Source organism: Acidovorax sp. PRC11 (assembly GCF_031844105.1).
Taxonomy (GTDB): domain Bacteria; phylum Pseudomonadota; class Gammaproteobacteria; order Burkholderiales; family Burkholderiaceae_C; genus Paracidovorax.
In genome coordinates, this window is sequence record NZ_JAUZUQ010000010.1 from 158,462 (window position 1) to 180,363 (window position 21,902).

A 21,902-nucleotide genomic window follows, 5' to 3' on the forward strand; every position below is an offset into this window, starting at 1 on the left:
CTAGCAGCCGCTCCGGGCGAAGGCCGAAGCCCGCGCGACCTGCTCGCCGGTCAGGCGCACGCCGGTGTAGAGCGTGAACTGTTCGGCCGCCTGCAGCGCGATCACTTCCGCGCCGGTGATGGCCGGGCGGCCCTGGCGGCGGGACTCGGCGATCAGCGGGGTTTCCGCCGGCATCGCCACCACGTCGAACACCCAGGCCGCCGCCGCCACCTGGGCCGGCGTGAACGCCAGCGCCCGGGCCTCGGCCCCGCCCGCCATGCCGATGGGCGTGGCGTTGACCAGCACATCGGCCTCGATGGCATCCGCCCCGTCCTGCCAGCCGTAGCCATGGGCGGCGGCGAGCGCACGGCCTGCGGCCCCGTTGCGGGCGACCACCGTGCCCCGCGCAAAGCCCGCATCCACCAGCGCCGCCAGCACCGCGCGCGCCATGCCGCCGCTGCCGCGCATCGCCACCCGCAGGCCGCGCGGCACCGCATGGTGCTCCAGCAAGGCCCGCACGGCAAGGTAGTCGGTGTTGTAGGCCATAAGGCGCCCGCCGTCGTTCACCAGCGTGTTCACCGACTGCAGCCGCGCCGCGGACGGGGCCAGCCCGTCGGCCAGCGGGATCACGGCCTCCTTGAAGGGCATGGAGATGGCGCAGCCGCGCACGCCCAGGGCCCGGATGCCGGCGATCGCGGCCGGCAGGTCCGTGGTGCTGAAGGCCTTGTAGACGTAGTCCAGGCCCAGCTCCTCGTAGAGGAAATTGTGGAAGCGCGTGCCGAAGTTGCTGGGTCGCGCACTCAGGGACATGCACAGCTGCGTCTCCCGGGTCAGGCGCAGCGTCATGCCACCGCCCCCGGCGCCGCCAGGCGCTTCTTGAACAGCCCCAGCGCGAGCGCCGTCACCACCGTGCCGGCGAGGATGGCGCCCGCATACGGCACCACGTGGTTCACCGCGTTCGGGATGGCGAGCACGAACACGCCGCCGTGCGGTGCCTGCAGGCCGATGTTCCACGCCATCGAGAGGCCGCCGGCCACGGCGGAGCCCAGCACGCAGGCCGGGATCACGCGCAGCGGGTCGCGCGCCACGAAGGGAATGGCGCCTTCGGTGATGAAGGCCAGGCCCAGCACGGCCGACGCCTTGGAGGCCTCGCGCTCTTCGGCGGTGAAGCGGCTCTTGAACAGCCAGCAGGCCAGCGCGATGCCCAGCGGCGGCGTCATGCCGGCGGCCATGGCGGCGGCCATCGGGGTGGCCACGCCGCTCGCGATCAGCGTGGTGGAGAAGACGTAGGCCGCCTTGTTCACCGGCCCGCCCATGTCGAAGGCCATCATGGCGCCCAGGATCACGCCCAGCAGCACGGCGCTGCCGGTCTGCAGGCCCTTGAGCCAGTCGGTGAGCGCACCCATCACGGCGGCCATGGGCGCGCCGATCACCATCATCATCAGCACGCCGACGATGGCCGCGCCCAGGAGCGGCAGGATCAGCACGGGTTTCAGCCCGTCGAGCCCGCGCGGCAGGCGGATGGCGCGGTTCAGCCAGTGTACGGAATAGCCCGCGATGAAGCCCGCCGCGATCGCGCCGAGGAAACCCGCACCCACCGTGCCGGCCAGCATGCCGCCGATCATGCCGGGCGCGATGCCGGGCCGGTCGGCGATGGAGTAGGCGATATAGCCCGCCAGCGCCGGCAGCATGAGCGCGAAGCCCGCCTTGGCCCCCACCTGGAACAGCACCCAGCCCAGGGTGCCCTGGTGGGCATCGTCGTACACGTAGATACCGCCAAGCGCGAAGGCCAGCGCGATCAGCAGCCCACCCGCTACCACGAAGGGCAGCATGAAGGACACGCCCGTCATCAGGTGCTTGTAGGCGCCGGTGGACTCCCGCTTGCCCGCGCCGGCTGCCGGTGCGGCGGATGCGGCGGCGCCCGGTGCGGGCACGGACGCGTCGGCACCGCCCCACACCTGGGCCTGCGCGCGCGCCTGGGCGAAGACCGCCGCGGCATCGTGGATGGCGGCCTTGGTGCCGGTGGCGTGGAGGCGCTTGCCGGCGAAGCGGTCGCGGCTGACCTGCGTGTCCGCAGCGATCACCACCAGATCGGCCGCGGCGATGTCGGCGGCGGTCAAGGTGTTCTGCGCGCCCACCGAGCCTTGCGTTTCCACTTTGATGGTGTGGCCCAGCGCCCGCGCGCCCTGCTCCAGCGCCTCCGCGGCCATGAAGGTGTGGGCCACGCCGGTGGGGCAGGAGGTGATGGCGACGATGCGCAGCGGGCCCTGCGGAGGAGCCGCTGCGGCGGCGCCCGAGGCGGAAGGCATCGCGGACGGCACCGGCACGGCGGGGGCCTGCGCAGGCGCGGCGCCCGCACGGGCCAGTGCGCCCCGCACCACGCGCTCGGCGTCTGCCAGCACGTCGCCCGGAGCGACCTCGTGCACGGGCGCAGGCGCGGTGCCCAGCAGTTCCTGACGGTCCACGGCCATGTCGGCCGCGACGATGGCGGCGGCGGCACCCGCGAGTTCGCTGTCGCTGAAACCGCCCTGCGTGCCCAGGCTGCTGTGCACGCTCACGGCGATGCGGTGCCCGAGCGATTCGGCCGCGGCGCGCAGCGCCTCGGCCACCATGAAGCTGTGCGCCGGGCCGGCCTGGCTCGCGGCGATGGCGATGAGTTGGGCCATGGTGTGTGTCTCCTGAATGGCGTTACCGCGGCCCGTGCAGCGGTTGGGCGGTGATGGATGCCGCGAGCGCGTCGACCTCGCCGCGCGGCGGCAGGCCCGGGGCGATGCGCTGGATGCGCGCGGCCGCGCAGGCCATGCCGAAGGCGGCGGCGCCGGGCATGGCCTGCCCCTGCGAGAGCGCCGCGAGCGTGCCGGCCACCAGCGCGTCGCCGGCGCCCACCGTGGTGGCCACGGGCACGCGCGGCGCGGCGGCATGCCAGCAGCCCCCGGCGCTGGCGATCACCGCACCGTCGCCGCCCAGGGAGACGGCGAGTTGCCGCACTCCGTGCTTGCGGCACAGCGCGGCGGCGGCCTCGGCCACGTCGCCCGGCGTGGGCAGATCGCGGCCGGCCAGTTCCTCCAGCTCGGCGCGGTTGGGCTTGATGAAATCCACGGGCACCACGGCGCCGCGCGCCGGATCGGCCAGGGCCGCCAGCAACTGCCGCAGCACCGCGCCGCCCGTGTCGATGGCGATGCGCGCGCCGAGCGCCGCCACGGCCCGGGCGATGCGCTCCCAGACGGCGGCATCGGCGCCGGGCGGCAGGCTGCCGGCGAGTTCGCACCAGTCTCCGGCCCGCACCTGTGCGCACAGCGCGGCCGTGAGATCGGCCTCGGCGCGCGCGAGTGCGGCGGGCTCCAGGGCCAGGCCCGGCAGGTTGATGTCGGTGGAATCGCCACGCGCGGCGTCGGCAATCTTGATGTTGGTCCGCGTGGCGCCCGGCAGGCGCAGCATGCCGTCCGTGATGCCGCGCGCGGCGAAGGCGGCAGCGAACACGGCGTCGTTGTCCGCGCCCAGCCAGCCGGTGGCCGTCACGGGCACGCCGAGCGCCGCGAGCACCGCGGCGACACCCACGCCCTTGCCGCCTGCCTCCACCTGCTGGCCGAGCGCGCGGTGCACGTGGCCGGGCACGAGGGACTCCACCCGCACCGTATGGTCGATCGCCGGGTTGAGGGTGATCGTGAAAACGCGGGGCATGCCGTTCTCAGCCATGGTCCGCCTCCTGCACCGGTGCCTGCGCAGCCGGACGCAGCGCAGCGCCCAGGGCGCGCACTTCATCGGCCGTGTCCACGTCGAGCGCGCTGCGGGCCAGCGCCTGCAGCTCGGCCAGCGAATGGCGCCGCAGCAGGGCCTTCACGGTGCCGATGTCACCGGCGCTCATGCTGAGCTCCTGCACGCCCAGGCCCACCAGCAGTGCCGCGCCCAGGGGTTCGCCGGCCAGCCCGCCGCACACGCCCACCCAGCGCCCGTGGCGTGCCGCGCCGACCACCGTGCGCTCCACGAGGCGCAGCACGGCGGGATGCAGGCTGTCGGCCATGCCGGCGAGCTCCGGATGCTGGCGGTCCACCGCCAGCGTGTATTGGGTCAGGTCGTTGGTGCCGATGGAGAAGAAGTCCACGTGGGCGGCGAGGCGGTCCGCAGCCAGCGCGGCCGAAGGCACCTCGATCATGATGCCCACGGGCACCGCCGGAGCCTGCAGTTCGGCGCGCACGGCCTCCATGCGCGCACGCAGTGCATGCACTTCTTCGACGGTGCTGATCATCGGGAACATCACCTGCAGCGGGCCGTGCCGCGCGGCGCGGTAGAGCGCGCGCAGCTGCGGCACCAGCAGGTCGTCGCGCCGCAGCGCCAGCCGGGCGCCGCGCACGCCGAGGAAGGGGTTCTCTTCCACGGGCAGGTCCAGGTGGGGCACGCGCTTGTCGCCGCCGATGTCCAGCGTGCGCACGACGAGCGGCCGGCCCTGCAGCGCCTCGACCATGCCGCGGTAGGCCTGGTACTGCGCTTCCTCGTCCGGCACGGTGTCGCGCTCCAGAAAGAGGAACTCGGTGCGCATCAGGCCCACGCCTTCGGCGCCCGATTCCAGCGCCTTCGCGACCTGGTCGGCGCGGTTCACGTTCGCGGCGATCTCCACCGTGTGGCCATCGGTGGTGGTGGCGGGTTCGCGGCGGGTGCGGGCCTCTTCCGCCTGCCGGCCCGCGAGGCGCGCCATGCGTTCGCGCGCCTCCACCAGCGCGGTCTCGCTGGGCGCCACGTACAGCCGGCCGCGGTAGCCGTCCAGGATGGCCGGCATGCCGGACAAGGCCGGGCCCTGCGCACCGCCCTGCACGGGCAGCACGCCCGAGCCGGCGGCCACCACGGCCGGCAGCCCCAGGGCGCGCGCCAGGATGGCCGTGTGCGCCGTGGGCCCGCCGCGCGCGGTACAGAAGCCGCGCACGCGTCCGGGATCGATCTGCGCGGCCATCGAGGGAGAAATATCGTCGGCCAGCAGGATCGCGTCCTCGGGCCAGGCCGTGCCCGGCCCTTCGGCATCGCCGTCCAGGCCCAGCAGGTGGCGCAGCACGCGCTCGCCCACGTCCTGCAGGTCGGCCGCGCGGGCCGCCAGGGTGGCGTCCGGCAGTGCGCGTTGCGCGATCACGCGCTCGTGCACCGCATGGCGCCAGGCCCAGGCGGCGCCGTGGCGCTGCACCACGGTGCGGCTCACGGCCTGCATCAGTTCGGCGTCGCGCAGCAGCCCCTGGTGGGCTGCGAAGATGCCCGCCTGCTCGGTGCGGCCGGCGGTCTTCGCGTCGGCGGCGAGTTGCTCCAGTTGCGCCTGCGCGGCGGCGAATGCGCCGTCCAGCGCGGCGGCCTCGGCCGCCACGGAGGTGAAGCGGTCCTCTACCTCCAGTGTGGCGGCCTCCGCATGCACCAGCGTGCCGACCACCAGGCCGGGGCTGGCGGCGATGCCCGTGAAGGTGTGCCGCGCCGCGGGCTGCCAATCGCCCAGCTCGCGCCCCAGGCCCTGCGCCTGGGCCTGCCGCGCGGCCGACAGCTCGGCCTGCCGGGCCTCCTCCTCGCCCAGCCGCGCGATGGTCGCGGCCAGGGTGGAGAGCGCCGCGGCCGCATCCGGCCCCTGGGCGGACACGCGCAACTGCGCGCCGCGCCCGGCCCCCAGACCCAGCAGCGCGGCCACGCTCTTGGCGTCGGCCACCGCGTCGCCGCAGCGCACGTGCACGCGCGCCTGGAAGCGGCCGGCCACGCGCGCCCATTCGCCCGCCGGCCGCGCATGCAGGCCGCTGGGGTAGTTGAGGGAGAGCTCGCGCCCCAGGGGGAAATCCTCCAGCGCCGCGCCCTGCGCACCGGCGCCGGCGCTGCCTTCCGGCGCATCGGCCGTGAGGGCGCGGACGATCTCCTGCGCGTCGCCCGTGGTGGCCAGGCGCTGCATCAGGTCGGCGTCGCGCATCACGCGGGTGAGCCGGCGCAGCACCTGGATGTGCTCGTCGGACGCCGCCGCGATCGCCACCACCAGCTTCGCCTGCTTGGCGTCGTCGCCCCAGCGCACGCCGGCCGGCACCTGCAGCACGGCCAGGCCGGTGCGGCGCACGAGGTGCTTGTCTTCCACCATGCCGTGCGGAATGGCCAGCCCTTCGCCCAGAAAGGTGTTGGCGACCTTCTCGCGCTGCAGAAGGCTCTCGACGTAGGCGGGCTGGATGTGGCCGGCCTGCGCCAGCAGCGCGCCGGCGGCGCGCACGGCGTCTTCGCGGTTGTGCGGTGCCGCGCCCAGGCGGACCTCGACCGGAATGGTGGACATGGACATGTCTCCTGAATTTGGTATCGATTCCAAACGCAATTATGGAGGTTTGCCTCGCGGGAGGGCAAGCGTTCCCGCAGAGCCCGGCACGGCAATCTGCGGGAAAACACCTAGAAATTCAGGCGATCTGAAATGCTTCCAGGCTTTTTCAGTGACGCTTTCGCAGCGTTTCCGCGCAGCGGTGGCCACGGACTTGCCAGGTCAATTCTGGAATCGTTACCATCGTTGCGAAGGAATCGGGCGTTTCCGGCGCAGCGCCGCGTGCCGGTCCCCGCATCCCTATCGACCGCCTTTGCCCAGGAGCCCGGATTGGCCAGCATCAAGGACGTCGCGCAGCGCGCGGGCGTATCCACCACCACCGTCTCGCGCGTGCTCACCACCCCCGGCGCCGTGCGTTCCACGCTGCGCGAGCGCGTGGAGCAGGCGATCGCCGAGCTGGGCTACCGGCCCAACCTCGCGGCGCGCCGCCTGCGCCAGCGCCGCGCCTCGCTCGTGGGCCTGATCGTGTCCGACATCCGCAGCCCCTTCTTCACCGACGTCGGCCGTGCGGTGGAAGATATGGCCTACCGCAACGGCCTGCGGCTCATCCTCTGCAACAGCGACGAAAACCCCGCCAAGGAGCAGTCGTACCTGGAACTGATGGCCGACGAGCAGGCCAGCGGCGTGATCCTGTCGCCCACCATGGAGGGCCTGCAGCGGCTGCGGCCCGAGGCATGGCCATTTCCGCTGGTGCTGGTGGACCGTGCGCTGGAAGGCACGCGCGTGGACCGCGTGGTGCTCGACAACCAGGCCGCGGCGCGGCGCGCCACGGAGCACCTGTTGCAATCGGGCTACCGCCGCATCGCCCTGCTCGCCGGCACCCACAGCACCACGGGCCAGCAGCGCCATGCGGGCTATGCGCAGGCCCTGGCCGCCCAGGGCCTCGCACCGCGGCCGGTCTGGCTCGATCCCACGCGCGATGCGGGCGAGCGGGCCACCGCGCAGCTGCTGGCCGCCGCGCCGGACCAACGCCCCGACGCGCTGCTCGCCACCAACGGCCTGCTGCTGCTCGGCGCCCTGCAGGCCGTGCAGGGCGCCGGCCTGCGCACCCCGCGGGACATCGGCATCGCCGGCTTCGACAACAACGACTGGACCGCCCTGCCCGCGCTGGACGTGACCACCGTCGCCCAGCCCACCTACGACATCGGCCGCACGGCGGCGGAACTGCTGCTGCAGCGCATGCAGGAGCCGGCGCGGCCGGCGCGGCGCGTGGTGCTGGAGGGGGAACTGGTGGTGCGGGGATCGAGCGCCGGGCCGCGCGGCCCGTCCTAGCGCCCGCGCCCCATCGCCCAGCCGGCCGAAGCCCGCCGGCCCACGGGCCTGGACGCACGGCGGGCCACCACAGCGGCCGGCCTTCGGCTCACGCCTTGCGCGGCTTCACCTTGCCCGCCGCCAGCTTCGCATTGGCGCGTGCCGTCTCCACGTCGTCCGCCCGGGCCACCGCCACGCCCATACGGCGCTTGGTGAAGCTCTCGGGCTTGCCGAAGAGGCGCAGGTCGGTGTCCGGCACGCGCAGCGCCTCGTCCACGCCGTCGAAGGCGATGCCCTGGGCGTCCATGCCGCCGTAGATCACGGCGCTGGCGCCCGGGTTGCGCAGGCGGGTGTCCACCGGCAGGCCGAGGATGGCGCGCGCATGCAGCTCGAATTCGCTCTGGTGCTGGGTGGCGAGGGTGACCAGGCCGGTGTCGTGCGGGCGCGGGCTCACTTCGCTGAACCACACCTCGTCGCCTTTCACGAACAGTTCCACTCCGAACAGGCCCTGCCCCGACGGCTGGCCGTCCAGGCCGCGGCCCAGGTCGTCGGTCACGGCCCGGGCGATGTCCTGGGCGCGCTGCAGCGCGAGGGACGGCATCGGCTGGGGCTGCCAGCTTTCCACGTAGTCGCCGCTGACCTGCTTGTGGCCGATGGGCTCGCAGAAGTGCGTCTGGATGCTTCCGTCGGCGGCCAGGGCGCGCACGGTGAGCAGGGTGATCTCGTAGTCGAAGTCGATGAAGCCCTCGACGATGACGCGGCCATGGCTCACGCGGCCGCCGGCCATGGCGTAGTCCCAGGCCTTTTGCACGTCGGCCGGGCCGTCCAGCTTGCTCTGGCCCTTGCCGGAGCTGCTCATCACCGGCTTGACCACGCACGGGAAGCCGATGGCGGGCTGGCCGTCGGTGCCGTCGATGGCGGCCTGCAGTTCCTCGGCCGAATCGCAGAAGCGGTAGGGGCTGGTGGGCAGGCCCAGCGTCTCGGCGGCCAGGCGCCGGATGCCTTCGCGGTCCATGGTGAGGCGCGCGGCGCGGGCCGTGGGGATCACGCGCACGGTGCCGGCGGCTTCCAGCTCTTCGAGCATGGGCGTGGCGATGGCTTCGATCTCGGGCACGACCAGGTGCGGGCGCTCGGACTCGATCAGGCTCTTGAGCTGGGCCGGGTCGCTCATGGTGATGGTGCGCGCATGGTGCGCCACCTGCTGGCCGGGCGCGTTCTCGTAGCGGTCCACGGCCGTGGTTTCCACGCCCAGGCGCTGCAGGGCGATGAGCACTTCCTTGCCCAGCTCGCCGGAGCCGAGCAGCATGACTTTGGTGGCGGAAGGCGAGAGGGGGGTGCCGAGGGTGATGGGCATGTGATCGTCGAAAAGAAAGGGAAGGAAGGGAGGGCGGATGGAGCGCAAAAAGGGCGGCCAATAATAGACGCCATGGCCACACCCTCTCCGCTTTTCGAGATCGCCCACCTGCGCAAGCGCTACGGCGGCACCGCCGTGGTGGACGACCTGTCGTTTTCCATCGCGCCGGGCGAATGCCTGGGCGTGATCGGGCCCAACGGTGCGGGCAAGACGACCACGCTGCGCATGTGCCTGGGCCTCACGGCGCCGGACGAAGGCAGCGTGCGCTTCCACCCGCCCGGCGGCGGCGCGCCGCTGCGCATGCCGCAGGACGCGCGCGCCATCAAGGCGCAGCTGGGCGTGGTGACGCAGTTCGACACGCTCGACCCGGACTTCACCTGCGCGGAGAACCTGCACGTGTTCGGCCGCTACTTCGGCCTGCGCGGCCGGGTGATGGACGAGCGCGTGCCGCGGCTGCTGGAGTTCGCCGCGCTCTCCCACAAGGCCGACGCGAAACCGGGAGAGCTGTCGGGCGGCATGAAGCGGCGCCTCTCGCTCGCGCGGGCGCTGGTGAACGACCCGGCGCTGCTGCTGCTCGACGAGCCCACCACGGGCCTGGACCCGCAGGCCCGCCACCTGATGTGGGAGCGCCTGCAGCAGTTGCTGCAGCAGCAGGGCAAGTCGATCCTGCTCACCACGCATTTCATGGACGAGGCCGAGCGCCTGTGCACGCGGCTGCTGGTGCTGGACCACGGCCGCAAGATCGCCGAGGGCCGCCCGCGCGAACTGATCGCCGAGCACCTGGAGAGCGACGTGGTCGAGGTGTACGGCCAGGGCGCGCTGGCGCTGGCGGACGACGCCGCATTGCGCCCGCTCGCGGCGCGCGTGGAGGTGAGCGGCGAGACGGTGTTCTTCTACACCCAGGATGCGCGCCCGCTGCTCGCCGCGCTCGACCACCATGCGCAGCTGCGGCGCCTGCACCGCCCAGCCAACCTGGAGGACCTGTTCCTCAAGCTCACGGGCCGCCAGATCCGCGAGTGAAGCGGCTCCGCGCCCTCTTTCTTCCCCTTCCCTGTCTGCCGCCTCCAGGACCGATCCCATGGCCTCTTCCACGCCTTCCCTGCCCAGCCACTGGCGCCCGCCCGCGCCTACCGCGCGCTGGTGGCCCGTGTTCCTGCGCAACCTGCTCGTGTGGCGCAAGCTCGCGGTGCCGAGCCTGCTGGGCAACATCGCCGAGCCGCTGATGTGGCTGGTGGCCTTCGGCTACGGCATGGGCGCGCTGGTGGGCCAGGTGAACGTGGACGGGCGCACGGTGCCCTACATCCTGTTCCTCGCCAGCGGCTCGATCTGCATGAGCGCGATGAACGCCGCGAGCTTCGAGGCGCTCTACTCCGCGTTCTCGCGCATGCACGTGCAGAAGACCTGGGACGGCATCATGAACGCTCCCGTGGGCCTGGACGACGTGGTGCTGGCCGAGATGCTCTGGGCCGCGTTCAAGGCGTTCTTCACCGTGACGGCGATCATGGGCGTGATGCTGGCGCTGGGCATCAGCCACAGCCCGAAGCTGCTGCTCGCCTGGCCCATCCTGCTGGTGGCGGGCGTGATGTTCTCCAGCATCGCGCTCATCTTCAACGCCCTGGCCAAGGGCTACGATTTCTTCACGTACTACTTCACGCTGGTGCTCACGCCGATGATGTTCCTCTCGGGCGTGTTCTTCCCGCGCGAGCAGCTGCCGGAGCTGGTGCGTCGCATTTCGGACTGGCTGCCGCTCACCAACGTGGTCGAATTGGTCCGGCCGCTCTTCATGGACCAGTGGCCCGCGCACCCGCTGCGCCACGGGCTGGTGGTGGGCCTCACCGCGCTGGCCTCGTTCTGGATCGCGCTCGCGCTCACGCGCCGGCGCTTCGCGAAGTAGGTCGTTCCGCCCTTTCGTTTCTTTCCTTTTTTCTTTTTTCCTTTTCCACTCGTTCTTCAGGAGGATTTCCAATGACGATCAACACCGTCGGCATCATCGGCGCGGGCACCATGGGCAACGGCATCGCGCAGGCGTGCGCCGTCGCCGGCATCGACGCGGTGATGGTGGACATCTCCGACGCGGCCGTGCAAAAGGGCCTGGCCACCGTGTCCGGCAGCCTGGACCGGCTCATCAAGAAGGAAAAGATCACCGCGGCCGACAAGGACGCAGCGCTCGCGCGCATCAGGACCTCGACGAACTACGACGACCTGAAGGCCGCGCAGCTCATCATCGAGGCCGCCACCGAGAACCACGAACTCAAGGTGAAGATCCTGAAACAGGTGGACGCGATCGCGGCGCCCGAGGTGATCATCGCGTCGAACACCTCGTCGATCTCCATCACGCAACTGGCCGCCGCCACGTCGCGGCCCGACCGCTTCATCGGCATGCACTTCTTCAACCCGGTGCCGATGATGGCGCTGGTGGAGATCATCCGCGGCCTGCAGACCAGCGACGCCACGCACGATGCCGTGAAGGCCCTGGCCGAGCGCCTGGGCAAGAGCCCGATCACCGTGAAGAACGCGCCGGGCTTCGTGGTGAACCGCATCCTGGTGCCGATGATCAACGAGGCCTTCTTCGTGCTGGCCGAAGGCCTGGCCACGCCGGAAGACATCGACGCCGGCATGAAGCTCGGCTGCAACCAGCCGATCGGCCCGCTGGCGCTGGCCGACATGATCGGCCTCGATGTGTGCCTGGCGGTGATGAACGTCTATCTGGAGGAATTCGGCGACAGCAAGTACCGCCCCTGCCCGCTGCTCAAGGAGATGGTGGCCGCGGGCCGCCTGGGCCGCAAGACGGGTCGGGGCGTCTACAGCTACTGAGGTCCGCCGCCGGGGGGCGCCTGCGCGTCGCGCCCCGGCAGGCTCCCAGCAGGACGGACATCGCACGGGCGCGCCGCCCGTTGCCCACCTCGCACACGCAATGCCCGCATAGGCCATCTTCCCAGAATGGTTTTACACAATCGAATTGCACTCAATTCAATTGACGCACACAATACGACCCATGCCCTCCCGCACCATCCCAGCCACGGCCCCCGTCCCTGCCCTCCAGCGGCTGGACAGCCAGGTCTGCTTCGCCCTGTATTCGGCGTCGCTGGCGATGACCAAGCTCTACAAGCCGCTGCTCGATGCCGTCGGCCTCACCTATCCGCAGTACATCGCCATGCTCGCCCTCTGGGAGCGCGAAGGCGTCACCGTCTCGGAACTCGGCGAGCGCCTGTGCCTGGATTCCGGCACGCTCACGCCGCTGCTCAAGCGGCTGGAGGCCTCGGGCCTCGTGGCGCGGCAGCGCGATGCCGAAGACGAGCGCCGCGTGCGCATCGCCCTGACCGACGCGGGCCGCGCGCTGCGCGCCCGGGCCGAGCCGATCCCCCATTGCGTGCTCGAGCGCAGCCAGTGCACCATTCCGGAGCTGGAGGCGCTCACCGTGCAGCTCACCGCGCTGCGCGATCGCATCGCCCGAAGCCCGGGCTGACCGTTTCTCTGTTCCCGTTCAACCAACCCAAGGAGTCCATATGACCACGCTCGACAAAGTCCTCTATACCGCCCGCGCCCACACCACCGGCGGCCGCGATGGCGCCTCGCGCACCGATGACGGCCGCCTGGACGTGAAGCTGTCGGCCCCCGGCACCAGCGGCACGGGCACGAACCCCGAGCAGCTTTTCGCTGCCGGCTACTCCGCCTGCTTCATCGGCGCCATGAAGGCCGTCGGCGGCAAGCTGGGCATCGCCGTGCCGCAGGACGTGTCGGTCGACGCCGAAGTGGACCTGGGCCAGATCCCGAATGCCTATGGCATCGCTGCCCGCCTGAACGTGTCCCTGCCCGGCCTGGACAAGGACAAGGCCCAGCAACTGATCGACGCCGCCCACCAGGTGTGCCCCTACTCCAACGCCACCCGCGGCAACATCGACGTGACCATCACGCTGGTCTGACGACCGGCCGGCGCGCCGCACGGGGCGTGCGCCGCCCCTGCGGTGCGCACGCCATGGCGACCCTCGGCGTGCCCGCGCGGAGCATGCGCCCATCGCTTCGCGCGGCCATCCGTGCCGTCGTATCGGCCGCCACCTCCATCGCGTGGGCTGCCTACCGTGACTCCAACTCACTTTTGACGGAGATCACCCATCCCCCGCTTCTTCGGGATACGCATCGGCGGCAGCAACAGCAGCAGCCGCTCGCAATCACGCCACGGCAACGACGCGGCCGAGTCCAGCAGCTCGCGCACGTCGCGACGCCACGCGCACCCGTTGGACCGCCCGCCCCGGCGCGCCTCATCCCCCTCCCCCCCGTCCTCCCCTCCCCGCATGAGCCGCGAGGCGGCGGACGCGCACCGCCGTACGGAGGCCGTACGCCACCAGTCGGCGGAGCTGCGCCACTACGCCGAGCAATATGCGCCGCACCTGGGGGACCAGACCCGGCAGTTCTATGCCCTGGAGCACCAGATCTGGGCCCAACGCAACGGCGTGCCCGTCGCCGGCGACCACGGGCGCCGGATCGAGCTCGGGGCGGACGCGTTCGAACGCCGCCTGGAGCGTGCTGCGGCGCCGGTGCGCGAACACCGCGAATCCATGCAGGGCGAGAAACGGCTGGGCGGCTACGCCGGGTCCCCATTGGACCAGGACCCCGACCAGTACGACCGCCACGGGCTGCGCCAGCGCGCCGACTACTACGGCCACAACGACGGCTACTGGCCCCGCTGAGGTCCGGCACCCCCACTCCGTCCGCCCCCGCAGCGGCGGACCGGGCCGGCGGCAGGGGTTGCGCCCACCGCACCGGCGGTCGCGCCGAACCTGCACCAGTTGGCGTTCCATTGCCAGAAATAGCGAATTCCGGCCCGCCGATGTCACTTATGCACGTTCTCCACGCCCTGGCCCACGGATCGCCCGGGCTTTTTGCTGCACCCGCGCGCCGAAACCGGTCTTTCCGCGCCATCATGTCGAGCAGCGCCGCCGGTGTCCACCGCTGGCTACCGCTGGCCACCACTGAATTCCGCATCCTGCCGATCCACGACCGTTCCGCGCCCGCGCGCCCCCCATGAAGATCGCCCTGTTCGCCGACATCCACGCCAACCGCCAGGCGCTCGATGCCTGCCTCGCGCATGCGCGCGCGCAGGGTGCGGAGCAGTTCGCCCTGCTCGGCGACATGGTCGGCTACGGCGGCGATCCGGCGGCGGTGCTCGACACGGTGATGGAACTGGCCGCGCAGGGCGCGCCCTGCGTGCTGGGCAACCACGACGCGGCCGCGCTCGATCCCCCGTTGGATTCGCCGCTGCTCGGCGACCAGAGCGCGCAGTGGACGCATGCGCAGCTCGCGCCGCGGCACAGCGGGTTCCTCGCGGACCTGCCGCTCGCACGGCGGCTGGGTGCCTCGGCGCTGCTGGTCCACGCGAGCGCGGACGACCCCGGGCAGTGGCACTACGTGCACGATGCCGGCGCGGCGGAGCGCAGCATGGCCGCCGCGAGCGCCATCGACCCGGCCATCCGCTATGTCTTCTGCGGCCACGTGCACGAGCAGGCGCTCTACTTCCTCACGCCCACCGCCAAGCTCATGCGCTTCGTGCCCCAGCCCGGCGTGCCCGTGCCCGTGCCGCCGCACCGGCAGTGGCTGGCGGTGGCCGGATCGGTGGGCCAGCCGCGCGACCGCGACGTGCGCGCCATGTACGCGCTGTTCGACGACGGCGCGGCCACGATCGCCTTCCACCGCGTGCCGTACGACCATGCCGCGGCGGCCGCGGCCGTGCGCGCCGCGGGGCTGCCCGCGTTCTTCGCGGACCGGCTCGAACAGGGCCGCTGACCCCGCCCCGCGCCCCCGATGCAGCTGCTGTCCCCTGGCGCCGTGGTGGATGGATTCGTCGTCCGCGAATGCCTGCACGCGGGCGGCATGGCGCACATCTACCGCGTGGCGTGCACGGATGCGGCACGCGACCCCGGCTTTCCGCTGGTGATGAAGGTGCCGCGCATGACGGCCGGCGACGGCGCCGAGAACATCGTCGGCTTCGAGGTGGAGCTGCAGATCCTGCCGGCGCTGCAAGGCCCGCACGCGCCGCGCTTCGTGGCCGCGGGCGATCTGGCGCGCCTGCCCTACCTCGCCATGGAATACGTCGAGGGCGACACGCTGCAGCATCGCCTGGACGCGGGCGGCCGCCCCGGCGCGGACGAGATCGCGCGGCTCGGCGCGGCCATGGCCCTCGCGGCGCACAGCCTGCACCAGCAGAACGTCTGCCACCTGGACCTGAAACCCGCCAACGTGCTGCTGCGGCCGGACGGCCGCGCGGTGCTGCTGGATTTCGGCCTCTCGTTCCATGCGCACTACCCCGACCTGCTGGCCGAGGAGATGCGCGAGGCCGTGGGCTCGCCCGCCTGGATCGCCCCCGAGCAGGTGGTGGGCGTGCGCGGCGACCTGCGCAGCGACGTGTTCGCGATCGGCGTGATGCTCTACGAACTCGCCACCGGCGAGCTGCCGTTCGGCGCGCCGGCCACGCGCGGCGGCCTGCGCCAGCGGCTGTGGATGACGCCGCGCCCGCCGCGCCAGCACCGCCCCGACACACCGCCCTGGCTGCAGGAGGTGATCCTGCGCTGCCTGGAGCCCGAGGCCGCGCAGCGCTACCCGTCCGCCGCGCAGCTCGCGTTCGATCTCGCCAACCCGCAGCAGGTGCCGCTCACCGAGCGCGCGCACCGGCTGCGCGGTCCGGGCCTGCGCACCCACCTGCGCCGCTGGCTGCGCGCGGCCGGCATGCACTACCAGCCCAGCCCGCTGCCGGCGCGGCTGATCGAGGCCGCTCCGATCCTCATGGTGGCGCTGCCGGGCGAGGACGCGGCCGACGACACGCTGCAGGCGCTGCGCGAGGCGGCGGCACGCTCGCTGGGCATCCGCCCGGGCGCGCGTCTCGCCTGCGTGACCGTGGTGTCGCCCTCGGCCAGCAGCGCCACCGACCCCGAGCGCAGCGAGACCACGCTGCACCGGCGCCACCTCGTGCGGCTGCGCCAATGGGCGTCCCGGCTCGAACTGCAGGGCCACGGCGCGAGCTTCCACGTGCTCGAATCGGGCGACGTCGCGCAGGCGCTGGTGCGCTACGCGGCGGGCAACCGCGTGGGCGTGATGATCCTGGGCGCCGCCACGCACGGCGTGCCGTTGCAGCGCTTCATCGACACCATTCCGCTGCGCGTGGTGCGCGACGCGCCCTGCACGGTGATCCTGGTGAAGCCGCAGCAGGCCAGTGCCACCGCCGCGACCACCGCCGCGCTGCCGGCGGGCGACAATGCCGGCCATGCACTTACCACCGGCCCCTGAGGGCGACGACCTCCACCCCTACGCCCACCTCACGCCCGACCGGGTGCTGGACGCGCTCGCGGCCATCGGCCTGTACGGCGACGGCCGCCTCATGGCCTTGGGCTCGTACGAGAACCGGGTCTATCAGGCGCACCTGGAGGACGGCACGCGCGTGGTCGCCAAGTTCTACCGCCCGGGCCGCTGGAGCGAGGCGCAGATCCTGGAAGAGCACGCCTTCTCCGCGGAACTGGCCGAAGCCGAGGTGCCCGTGGTCGCGCCGCTCGCCGTGCAGGGGCGCACGCTGCACGAACATGGAGGTTTCCTGTTTTCCGTAAGCCCCTGGCGCGGCGGCCGCACGCCCGACCTGGAGGATTTCGAGACGCTGGAATGGATCGGCCGCTTCCTCGCTCGCATCCACACCGTGGGCGCGGCGCGGCCGTTCGTGTGCCGCCCGGCGCTCGACGTGCGCAGCTTCGCCGCCGAGCCACGCGACGCCCTGCTGCAGGCGGAAGCGATTCCGCTCGACCAGCAGTCGGCGTGGACCGCCGCCTGCGGCGACGCGATCGCGCTGATCGAAGAGAAGATGGCGGCAACCGGCACCGCCGCGCCGCACGCAGTGCTGCGCCTGCATGGCGATTGCCACCCGGGCAATGTGCTGTGGACGCCCGCCGACCTGCCGGGCGGCGGCCCGCACTTCGTGGACCTGGACGACGCGCGCATGGGGCCGGCGGTGCAGGACCTGTGGATGCTGCTGTCGGGCGAGCGGCGCCAGCGCACGCAGCAGCTCTCGGCCCTGCTGGACGGCTACGAGCAGTTCCGCGATTTCGACCGCCGCGAGCTCGCGCTGATCGAGCCGCTGCGCACGCTGCGCCTGATCCACTACAGCGCCTGGCTCGCGCGCCGCTGGAGCGATCCGATCTTCCCGATCAACTTCCCCTGGTTCGGCAGCAGCGACTACTGGCGCGGGCAGGTGGACATGCTGCGCGAGCAGATCGAGGCAATGCAGGAAGAGCCGCTGGCGGCGTGAGCTACGCGTCGGGGCGCTACCAGTACGGTAGCGTGCGCGGCACGCCACGGCCGAGCAGGAAACGCAAACAATTGTCAATTTCCACGCGTCGCGCGCGTACGGCGTTAGTTTCGGTCGCTTCGTATTCTCCTTGGCGCATTGCGGGCGGCCTGCATGGCATGGCACGCCCCGCCGCTCCGCTCCCGTTTCCATGCGCATCGCAGTTCTCGACGACGACCCGATCCTTCTCGATCTTCTCCAGGTGACGGCCACACGCGCCGGCCACACCTGCCACCTCTACCAGGAAGGCAAGGAACTGCTGAAGGCGCTGCGCACGGACACCTACGACCTGCTGGTGGTGGACTGGCACCTTCCGGACATGGAGGGGCTGGAGGTGATCCGCACCGTGCGCGCGGCCTCGGACAACGTGCCCATCCTCTTCATCACCCGCCGCAATGCCGAGCAGGACCTGGTGGAGGCACTGGCCTGCGGCGCCGACGATTTCATGACCAAGCCCTTGCGCATGGGCGAGTTCATGGCGCGCTGCGGCGCCCTGCTGCGGCGCGCCTATCCGCAGGCGGTGGCCGGCACGCTGGTGTTCGGCCGCTACCGGTTCGATCCGGAGCAGCGCAGTCTGCTGGTGGACGGCGCGCCGGTGGAGCTGAAGAACAAGGAATACGAGCTGGCTTTGTTCATGTTCCAGAACGCGGGCCGGCTGCTCTCGCGCGAGCACCTGCGCGAGGCCGTGTGGGGCGACATCCACGACGCGCCCTCGCGCTCACTGGACACGCATGTCTCGCGCCTGCGCGCCAAGCTGGCGCTGGTGCCGGACCATAGGTACGTGATCACGGCGGTGTATGGGGTGGGGTATCGCCTGGAGGCTGTTAACCCCCCCTGAGTCGCCTCCGGCGCCATCCCCCCAGGGGGACGACGCCAGTGGCCGGGCAAAGCCCGTTCCACGGCGTCTGCTGGCGTGGCCTGCTCCGCGGCCTTTTGATGGGAAAGGCCGCGCCTCATCGCAGGCTATGAACCGGGGGCTTTGGTGTGCCCCCGTTCAGATCACCTCATCGGCCGCGCCGCTGGCCGGTCGTGGACTGGCGCAGGGCCAGCAGGCCGAGCAGGCACGACAGCACGATCAGGCCCCACTGCGACAGCGTCGGGATGGGGGCCACTTCGCTGGGCGTCGACTCGATCCGGGTGCTCTTGGACGCGCTGTTGTTGCCCGGGTCGGTGTCGCCCGGTGCGTCCAGCGTGGCGGTGTTCACGAGCGGGCGCGCGCCTTCATAGGGCGACGCGAGCTTGGCCTTGAACCGGAAGTCGCGGCTCGCACCGGCCGCCAGCTCGCCCACCATGCAGTTCACCGTGCCGGAGGCGAACGTGCAGTCGGTGGACGACACGAACGACAGGCCGGCGGGCAGCACGTCGATCGCCTGCGCGCCCTGGCTGGTGAGCTGGCCGAGGTTGCGCACGGTGAGCACGTAGTCCACGTCCGCGCCGGGCGCGATCGGGCCGTCCGGGCCGTTCTTCGTGATCGACAGGTCGGTGGCGATCGCGTTGCGCTTGGTCGAGGTCTGGTCGTAGGTGGTGTTGTTCACCACCACGTCCTGGCCGCCGCGCAGGAACTCGGTTTCGCGCACCGACACCACGGCCTTGTGGAACACCGTGCCCGCCTCGGCACCCGTCGGCAGGCTCAGCGCCTTCATGCGGAACGTGATCGTGGCGACCTGGTCCTTCGCGAGGCCCGGGAAGGTGCACACCACGCTGCCCGTGGTCGCGCCCACGGCGGGCTGGGTGCAGGTGCCGCCCTGGTCCACCGTCAGGTTGCCGGTATAGCTGAAGGTCGCCGACGTGGCGCCGTTGGTCGGGTGCGTGACCGGGAAGGTATCGGTCATCACCACGTTCGTGCCGAACGAAGGGCCGGAGTTCTTCACGGTGATCGTGTAGGTGGTCTCGGCGCCGAGCGCGATCGCGTCCGCGCTGTGCGCCATCGATACCAGCACGTCCAGTTCGGGCTGGGTCAGCTCGACCTGGGCCTGGGCCTTGTTGTTCGCGAGGTTGGGCTCGTCCGTGGCGGTGCCGATCTCCACCTCGTTGTTCAACACCTGGCCGGCCGTCCATGCGGCGGTGGGCCGCAGGCGGTAGGTGACTTCGTACTGCCCGCCGTTCGCCAGCAGCATGCTCGCGCCCGTGGTGCCCCAGCGGCAGTTGAGCGTGCCGTCGCTACCCACGGGATCGCAGGTGCCGCCGCCAGTGGCCGTGGGCGTGCCGATCAGCACGGTGCCTGCGGGCAGCGTGTCCTTCAGCCAGACGTTCTCGGCCGACGAGGGGCCGTTGTTCTTCGCACGCACCGTGTAGGTGATGGGCTCGCCGGAGATGGCGCGCGGCGTGGGCGACACGGTCTTGGAGGCGACCAGGTCCACGCGCGCCGTGACCTCGCTCTGCACGGTGGAGGTGTTGTTGCCCAGCACCGGGTCCACCACGTCGGCGGAGAACGCGGTGGCGGTGTTGCTGCGCTGCGCCGTGGTGGCCACCGTGGGCCGCACGGCCACGGTCACCGTGGCGCTCGCGCCGCTCGCCAGCGTGCCGAGCTGGCATACCAGCGTGGACGAGGTGGCGTTGGTCGCGCCCGAGGGCGTGCAGGTGCCCGCCGTGGTGTTCACCGAAACGAGTCCCGGCGAGCCGCTGCTCGACACCAGGCTGCCCAGCGCATCGCGCAGGCTCACGTTGGTGGCGGGGTTCGGGCCCTGGTTGGTCACCACCAGGGTGTAGGTGAGCACGTCGCCGGCCGGCACCGAAGCCTTGTCGAAGGTCTTGGCCACGCGCACGTCGGCGGACACCTCATTGCCCGGCGTCTGGTCGGAGGCGCCCACGCCGATGCCCTGGCAGTTGATGCCGTGGGCGGAGTCGTTGAGCCAGGGGTCTTCGCGCGTGCCGCCGGTGGCGGGGCTGAAATTCACGCAGGCGTTGTTGGTGGCGGAGCCCGCGGTGGTGCGCACGGCATCCACCACGATGTCCGGTGCGTTCGTGTTCACGGCCAGGCCCGCGACGCGCTCGCAGGTGAAAGTGCCAGGGCCGACGATCGGCAGCGCGCTGCAGTTCCAACCCGCACCGGAGGCTGCGTTCAGGCCCGTCAGCGTCACCCCTGCGGGCACCGAGTCGTTCACCACGATGGAGGGGATCTGCGGCGTCGCGCCCGAGGTCGCGGGCACGGCCAGCCGCCCGAGGTTGCGCACGCGCAGCCGGTACTGGTAAGTCTGGCCGATGGCGATGGCCACGCCCTGCCCGTTCTGGTAGTTCGACGCCGATTTCGTGATCTGCAGATCGGCTTCACTGGTGGCGGTGATGAAGACGTCGGGCGTGGCGTTGTTGTTGGTGTTCGGGTCCGAGCGGCCCGTCATGGCCACCGTCGCGCTGTTGGCCAGCGTGCCCGTCTGCTGCACCTGCGCCCGCACGGTGATCGCCGGCAGGTTGGTGTAGCTGGAAGCGGTGGCGGCGGGCAGATCGCAGGTGATCGTCTGGCCCGCGGGGGTGCAGGTCCAGCCGGTGCCGGCGGCGGACACGAAGGACAGCCCCGCGCCCAGCGTATCGACCACGCGCACGGGCACCCCGTCGAGCGCCATGCCGCCGTTCAGACGGGGCGTGAGCGTGTAGGTCACCTGGTCGCCGACGCCGTAGGTGGTGCCGCCGCTCACGGCCTTGGCGATGGACACGTCCGAGCCCGTGCCGGCGACGTTCACCTCGGCCGTGCCGGTGTTGTTGGACGGCTGCCCGTCGGGCATCTCGGTGGAGCCGTCCTTGTAGCCCTGCACGGAGAACGAGGTGGTGATGGAGCCCGTCACGTTGGGCGCCGCTTCCACGCGCAGCTGCGGCGCCGCGGCCCCCGCGGCCAGCGCGCCGGTGCGCGAGCAGGTGACCACCGTGGCTGGCGCGGGCGCGCCCGGCGAGACCAGCGGCGAGGCGTTCGATGCCGCGGGCGTGCAGCTCCAGCCGTTGGTGCCGCCCGCGCGCGTCACCGCGGTGCCGGTGGGCACGCTGAAGGACACCTGCACGCGGCCGCCGGTCGGAATGTCGGTCGGGCCTTGGTTGCCCACGTCCACCAGGTAGGCATACGGCTGGCCGGGCGCGATCGGGCTGCCCGGGGGAGCGAGCGGGTCGGTGGTCACCGCGAGCGCCAGGTCGGCGGCCTCGGTGGTGGTGATGCGGCGGTCCAGCGCATCGTTGCTGGGATCGGAATCGGTTTCGTTGCGCGTCACGCGCGCGCTGTTGATCCAGTTGGTGGACACGGTGGGCAGCACCAGCGCGAAGTCCACGGTCTTGGTGGCGTTCACCGCCAGCGTTCCCAGGTCGCATTGCACGACCTGGTTCGCGGCCGTGATGGCCGTTCCCGGCGCGATGGCGGGCAGGCAGGACGCACCGGCCGGGCTGGTGGTGACGGACTGGAACACGGCGCCCAGCGGCAGCGTGTCCGTCAGCCGCACGCCGGTGGCGGCGGTGCCGGTGTTGTGGCGCACCTTGACCACGTAGTGGAAGGTGCCGCCCGCCGGGCCCGAGGCGGACGCAGGCACGGCATCCTGGTTGACGAGGATGTCCGTGGTCTGCGCGCCGGCCGCGCCCGCGGCGGCCAGCAGGGCGGCGACGAGGACACCGTGGCGCACTGCGCGTGCGGCGCCCGTGCGGCGGCCTCCGGGCAACGCCGGAGCGTCCGCCCGCTGTGGCGAAGAAAGAAGCATGCCATCTCCTGT

General features: G+C 71.8%; 18 protein-coding genes. 11 read left to right on the plus strand and 7 right to left on the minus strand.

Going from position 1 to position 21,902, the window contains the following annotated elements:
• From Q9R47_RS13650 to ptsP, 4 genes are read right to left on the minus strand one after another with little or no spacing between them, the layout of a single operon-like run.
• A complete protein-coding gene (locus Q9R47_RS13650) occupies positions 1-825 on the minus strand; it encodes a shikimate 5-dehydrogenase (RefSeq protein ID WP_311233740.1) in 825 nt (274 codons plus the stop codon).
• A complete protein-coding gene (locus Q9R47_RS13655) occupies positions 822-2,645 on the minus strand; it encodes a fructose-specific PTS transporter subunit EIIC (protein ID WP_311233741.1) in 1,824 nt (607 codons plus the stop codon). Before Q9R47_RS13655 ends, Q9R47_RS13650 begins: the two co-directional genes overlap by 4 nt.
• Positions 2,646-2,667: 22 nt before the next feature.
• Positions 2,668-3,660, minus strand: coding sequence for a 1-phosphofructokinase family hexose kinase (locus Q9R47_RS13660; protein ID WP_311233742.1), 993 nt, complete (start codon positions 3,658-3,660; stop codon positions 2,668-2,670).
• A gap of 7 nt (positions 3,661-3,667) precedes the next feature.
• On the minus strand, positions 3,668-6,253 hold the full coding sequence (ptsP, locus tag Q9R47_RS13665) for a phosphoenolpyruvate--protein phosphotransferase (RefSeq protein ID WP_311233743.1): 2,586 nt from the start codon (positions 6,251-6,253) through the stop codon (positions 3,668-3,670).
• Between the two features lie 309 nt (positions 6,254-6,562).
• On the opposite strand from ptsP, the gene Q9R47_RS13670 reads away from it, so the two are divergent.
• Positions 6,563-7,564 carry a LacI family DNA-binding transcriptional regulator gene (locus Q9R47_RS13670; protein ID WP_311233744.1) on the plus strand — a complete coding sequence of 334 codons (1,002 nt, stop codon included), beginning with the start codon at positions 6,563-6,565 and terminating at the stop codon, positions 7,562-7,564.
• 88 nt (positions 7,565-7,652) lie between these two features.
• On the opposite strand, the gene purT is transcribed toward Q9R47_RS13670, so the two are convergent.
• Complete coding sequence (gene purT, locus Q9R47_RS13675; RefSeq protein WP_311233745.1) at positions 7,653-8,897, minus strand: formate-dependent phosphoribosylglycinamide formyltransferase; 1,245 nt, start codon at positions 8,895-8,897, stop codon at positions 7,653-7,655.
• 72 nt (positions 8,898-8,969) lie between these two features.
• On the opposite strand from purT, the gene Q9R47_RS13680 reads away from it, so the two are divergent.
• The 5 genes from Q9R47_RS13680 to Q9R47_RS13700 all read left to right on the plus strand — a co-directional run bounded on the left by Q9R47_RS13680 (position 8,970) and on the right by Q9R47_RS13700 (position 12,820).
• The gene (locus tag Q9R47_RS13680) at positions 8,970-9,917 is read left to right on the plus strand and encodes an ATP-binding cassette domain-containing protein (protein ID WP_311233746.1); all 948 of its coding nucleotides are present in this window, start codon (positions 8,970-8,972) and stop codon (positions 9,915-9,917) included.
• Between the two features lie 58 nt (positions 9,918-9,975).
• Positions 9,976-10,791 carry an ABC transporter permease gene (locus tag Q9R47_RS13685; RefSeq protein ID WP_311233747.1) on the plus strand — a complete coding sequence of 272 codons (816 nt, stop codon included), beginning with the start codon at positions 9,976-9,978 and terminating at the stop codon, positions 10,789-10,791.
• Between the two features lie 71 nt (positions 10,792-10,862).
• Positions 10,863-11,711 carry a 3-hydroxybutyryl-CoA dehydrogenase gene (locus tag Q9R47_RS13690; protein WP_311233748.1) on the plus strand — a complete coding sequence of 283 codons (849 nt, stop codon included), beginning with the start codon at positions 10,863-10,865 and terminating at the stop codon, positions 11,709-11,711.
• A 181-nt stretch (positions 11,712-11,892) separates the two neighbouring features.
• Positions 11,893-12,363, plus strand: coding sequence for a MarR family transcriptional regulator (locus Q9R47_RS13695; RefSeq protein ID WP_311233749.1), 471 nt, complete (start codon positions 11,893-11,895; stop codon positions 12,361-12,363).
• 40 nt (positions 12,364-12,403) lie between these two features.
• Positions 12,404-12,820, plus strand: coding sequence for an organic hydroperoxide resistance protein (locus tag Q9R47_RS13700; RefSeq protein WP_311233750.1), 417 nt, complete (start codon positions 12,404-12,406; stop codon positions 12,818-12,820).
• A 167-nt stretch (positions 12,821-12,987) separates the two neighbouring features.
• On the opposite strand, the gene Q9R47_RS13705 is transcribed toward Q9R47_RS13700, so the two are convergent.
• On the minus strand, positions 12,988-13,110 hold the full coding sequence (locus Q9R47_RS13705) for a hypothetical protein (RefSeq protein WP_311233751.1): 123 nt from the start codon (positions 13,108-13,110) through the stop codon (positions 12,988-12,990).
• A gap of 79 nt (positions 13,111-13,189) precedes the next feature.
• On the opposite strand from Q9R47_RS13705, the gene Q9R47_RS13710 reads away from it, so the two are divergent.
• From Q9R47_RS13710 to Q9R47_RS13730, 5 genes are all read left to right on the plus strand, one after another.
• Positions 13,190-13,585, plus strand: coding sequence for a hypothetical protein (locus Q9R47_RS13710; RefSeq protein ID WP_311233752.1), 396 nt, complete (start codon positions 13,190-13,192; stop codon positions 13,583-13,585).
• Positions 13,586-13,919: 334 nt separating this feature from the next.
• Positions 13,920-14,678: a metallophosphoesterase family protein gene (locus tag Q9R47_RS13715; protein WP_311233753.1), complete on the plus strand. Its 759-nt coding sequence runs from the start codon at positions 13,920-13,922 to the stop codon at positions 14,676-14,678.
• Between the two features lie 18 nt (positions 14,679-14,696).
• Complete coding sequence (locus tag Q9R47_RS13720) at positions 14,697-16,175, plus strand: bifunctional serine/threonine-protein kinase/universal stress protein (RefSeq protein WP_311233754.1); 1,479 nt, start codon at positions 14,697-14,699, stop codon at positions 16,173-16,175.
• The gene (locus Q9R47_RS13725) at positions 16,144-17,181 is read left to right on the plus strand and encodes a serine/threonine protein kinase (protein ID WP_311233755.1); all 1,038 of its coding nucleotides are present in this window, start codon (positions 16,144-16,146) and stop codon (positions 17,179-17,181) included. Before Q9R47_RS13720 ends, Q9R47_RS13725 begins: the two co-directional genes overlap by 32 nt.
• 190 nt (positions 17,182-17,371) lie before the next feature.
• A complete protein-coding gene (locus tag Q9R47_RS13730) occupies positions 17,372-18,058 on the plus strand; it encodes a response regulator transcription factor (protein ID WP_311233756.1) in 687 nt (228 codons plus the stop codon).
• Between the two features lie 166 nt (positions 18,059-18,224).
• Here the strand turns inward: Q9R47_RS13730 and Q9R47_RS13735 are convergent, their stop codons facing one another.
• On the minus strand, positions 18,225-21,890 hold the full coding sequence (locus tag Q9R47_RS13735) for an IPTL-CTERM sorting domain-containing protein (RefSeq protein ID WP_311233757.1): 3,666 nt from the start codon (positions 21,888-21,890) through the stop codon (positions 18,225-18,227).
• Positions 21,891-21,902: the final 12 nt, after the last annotated feature.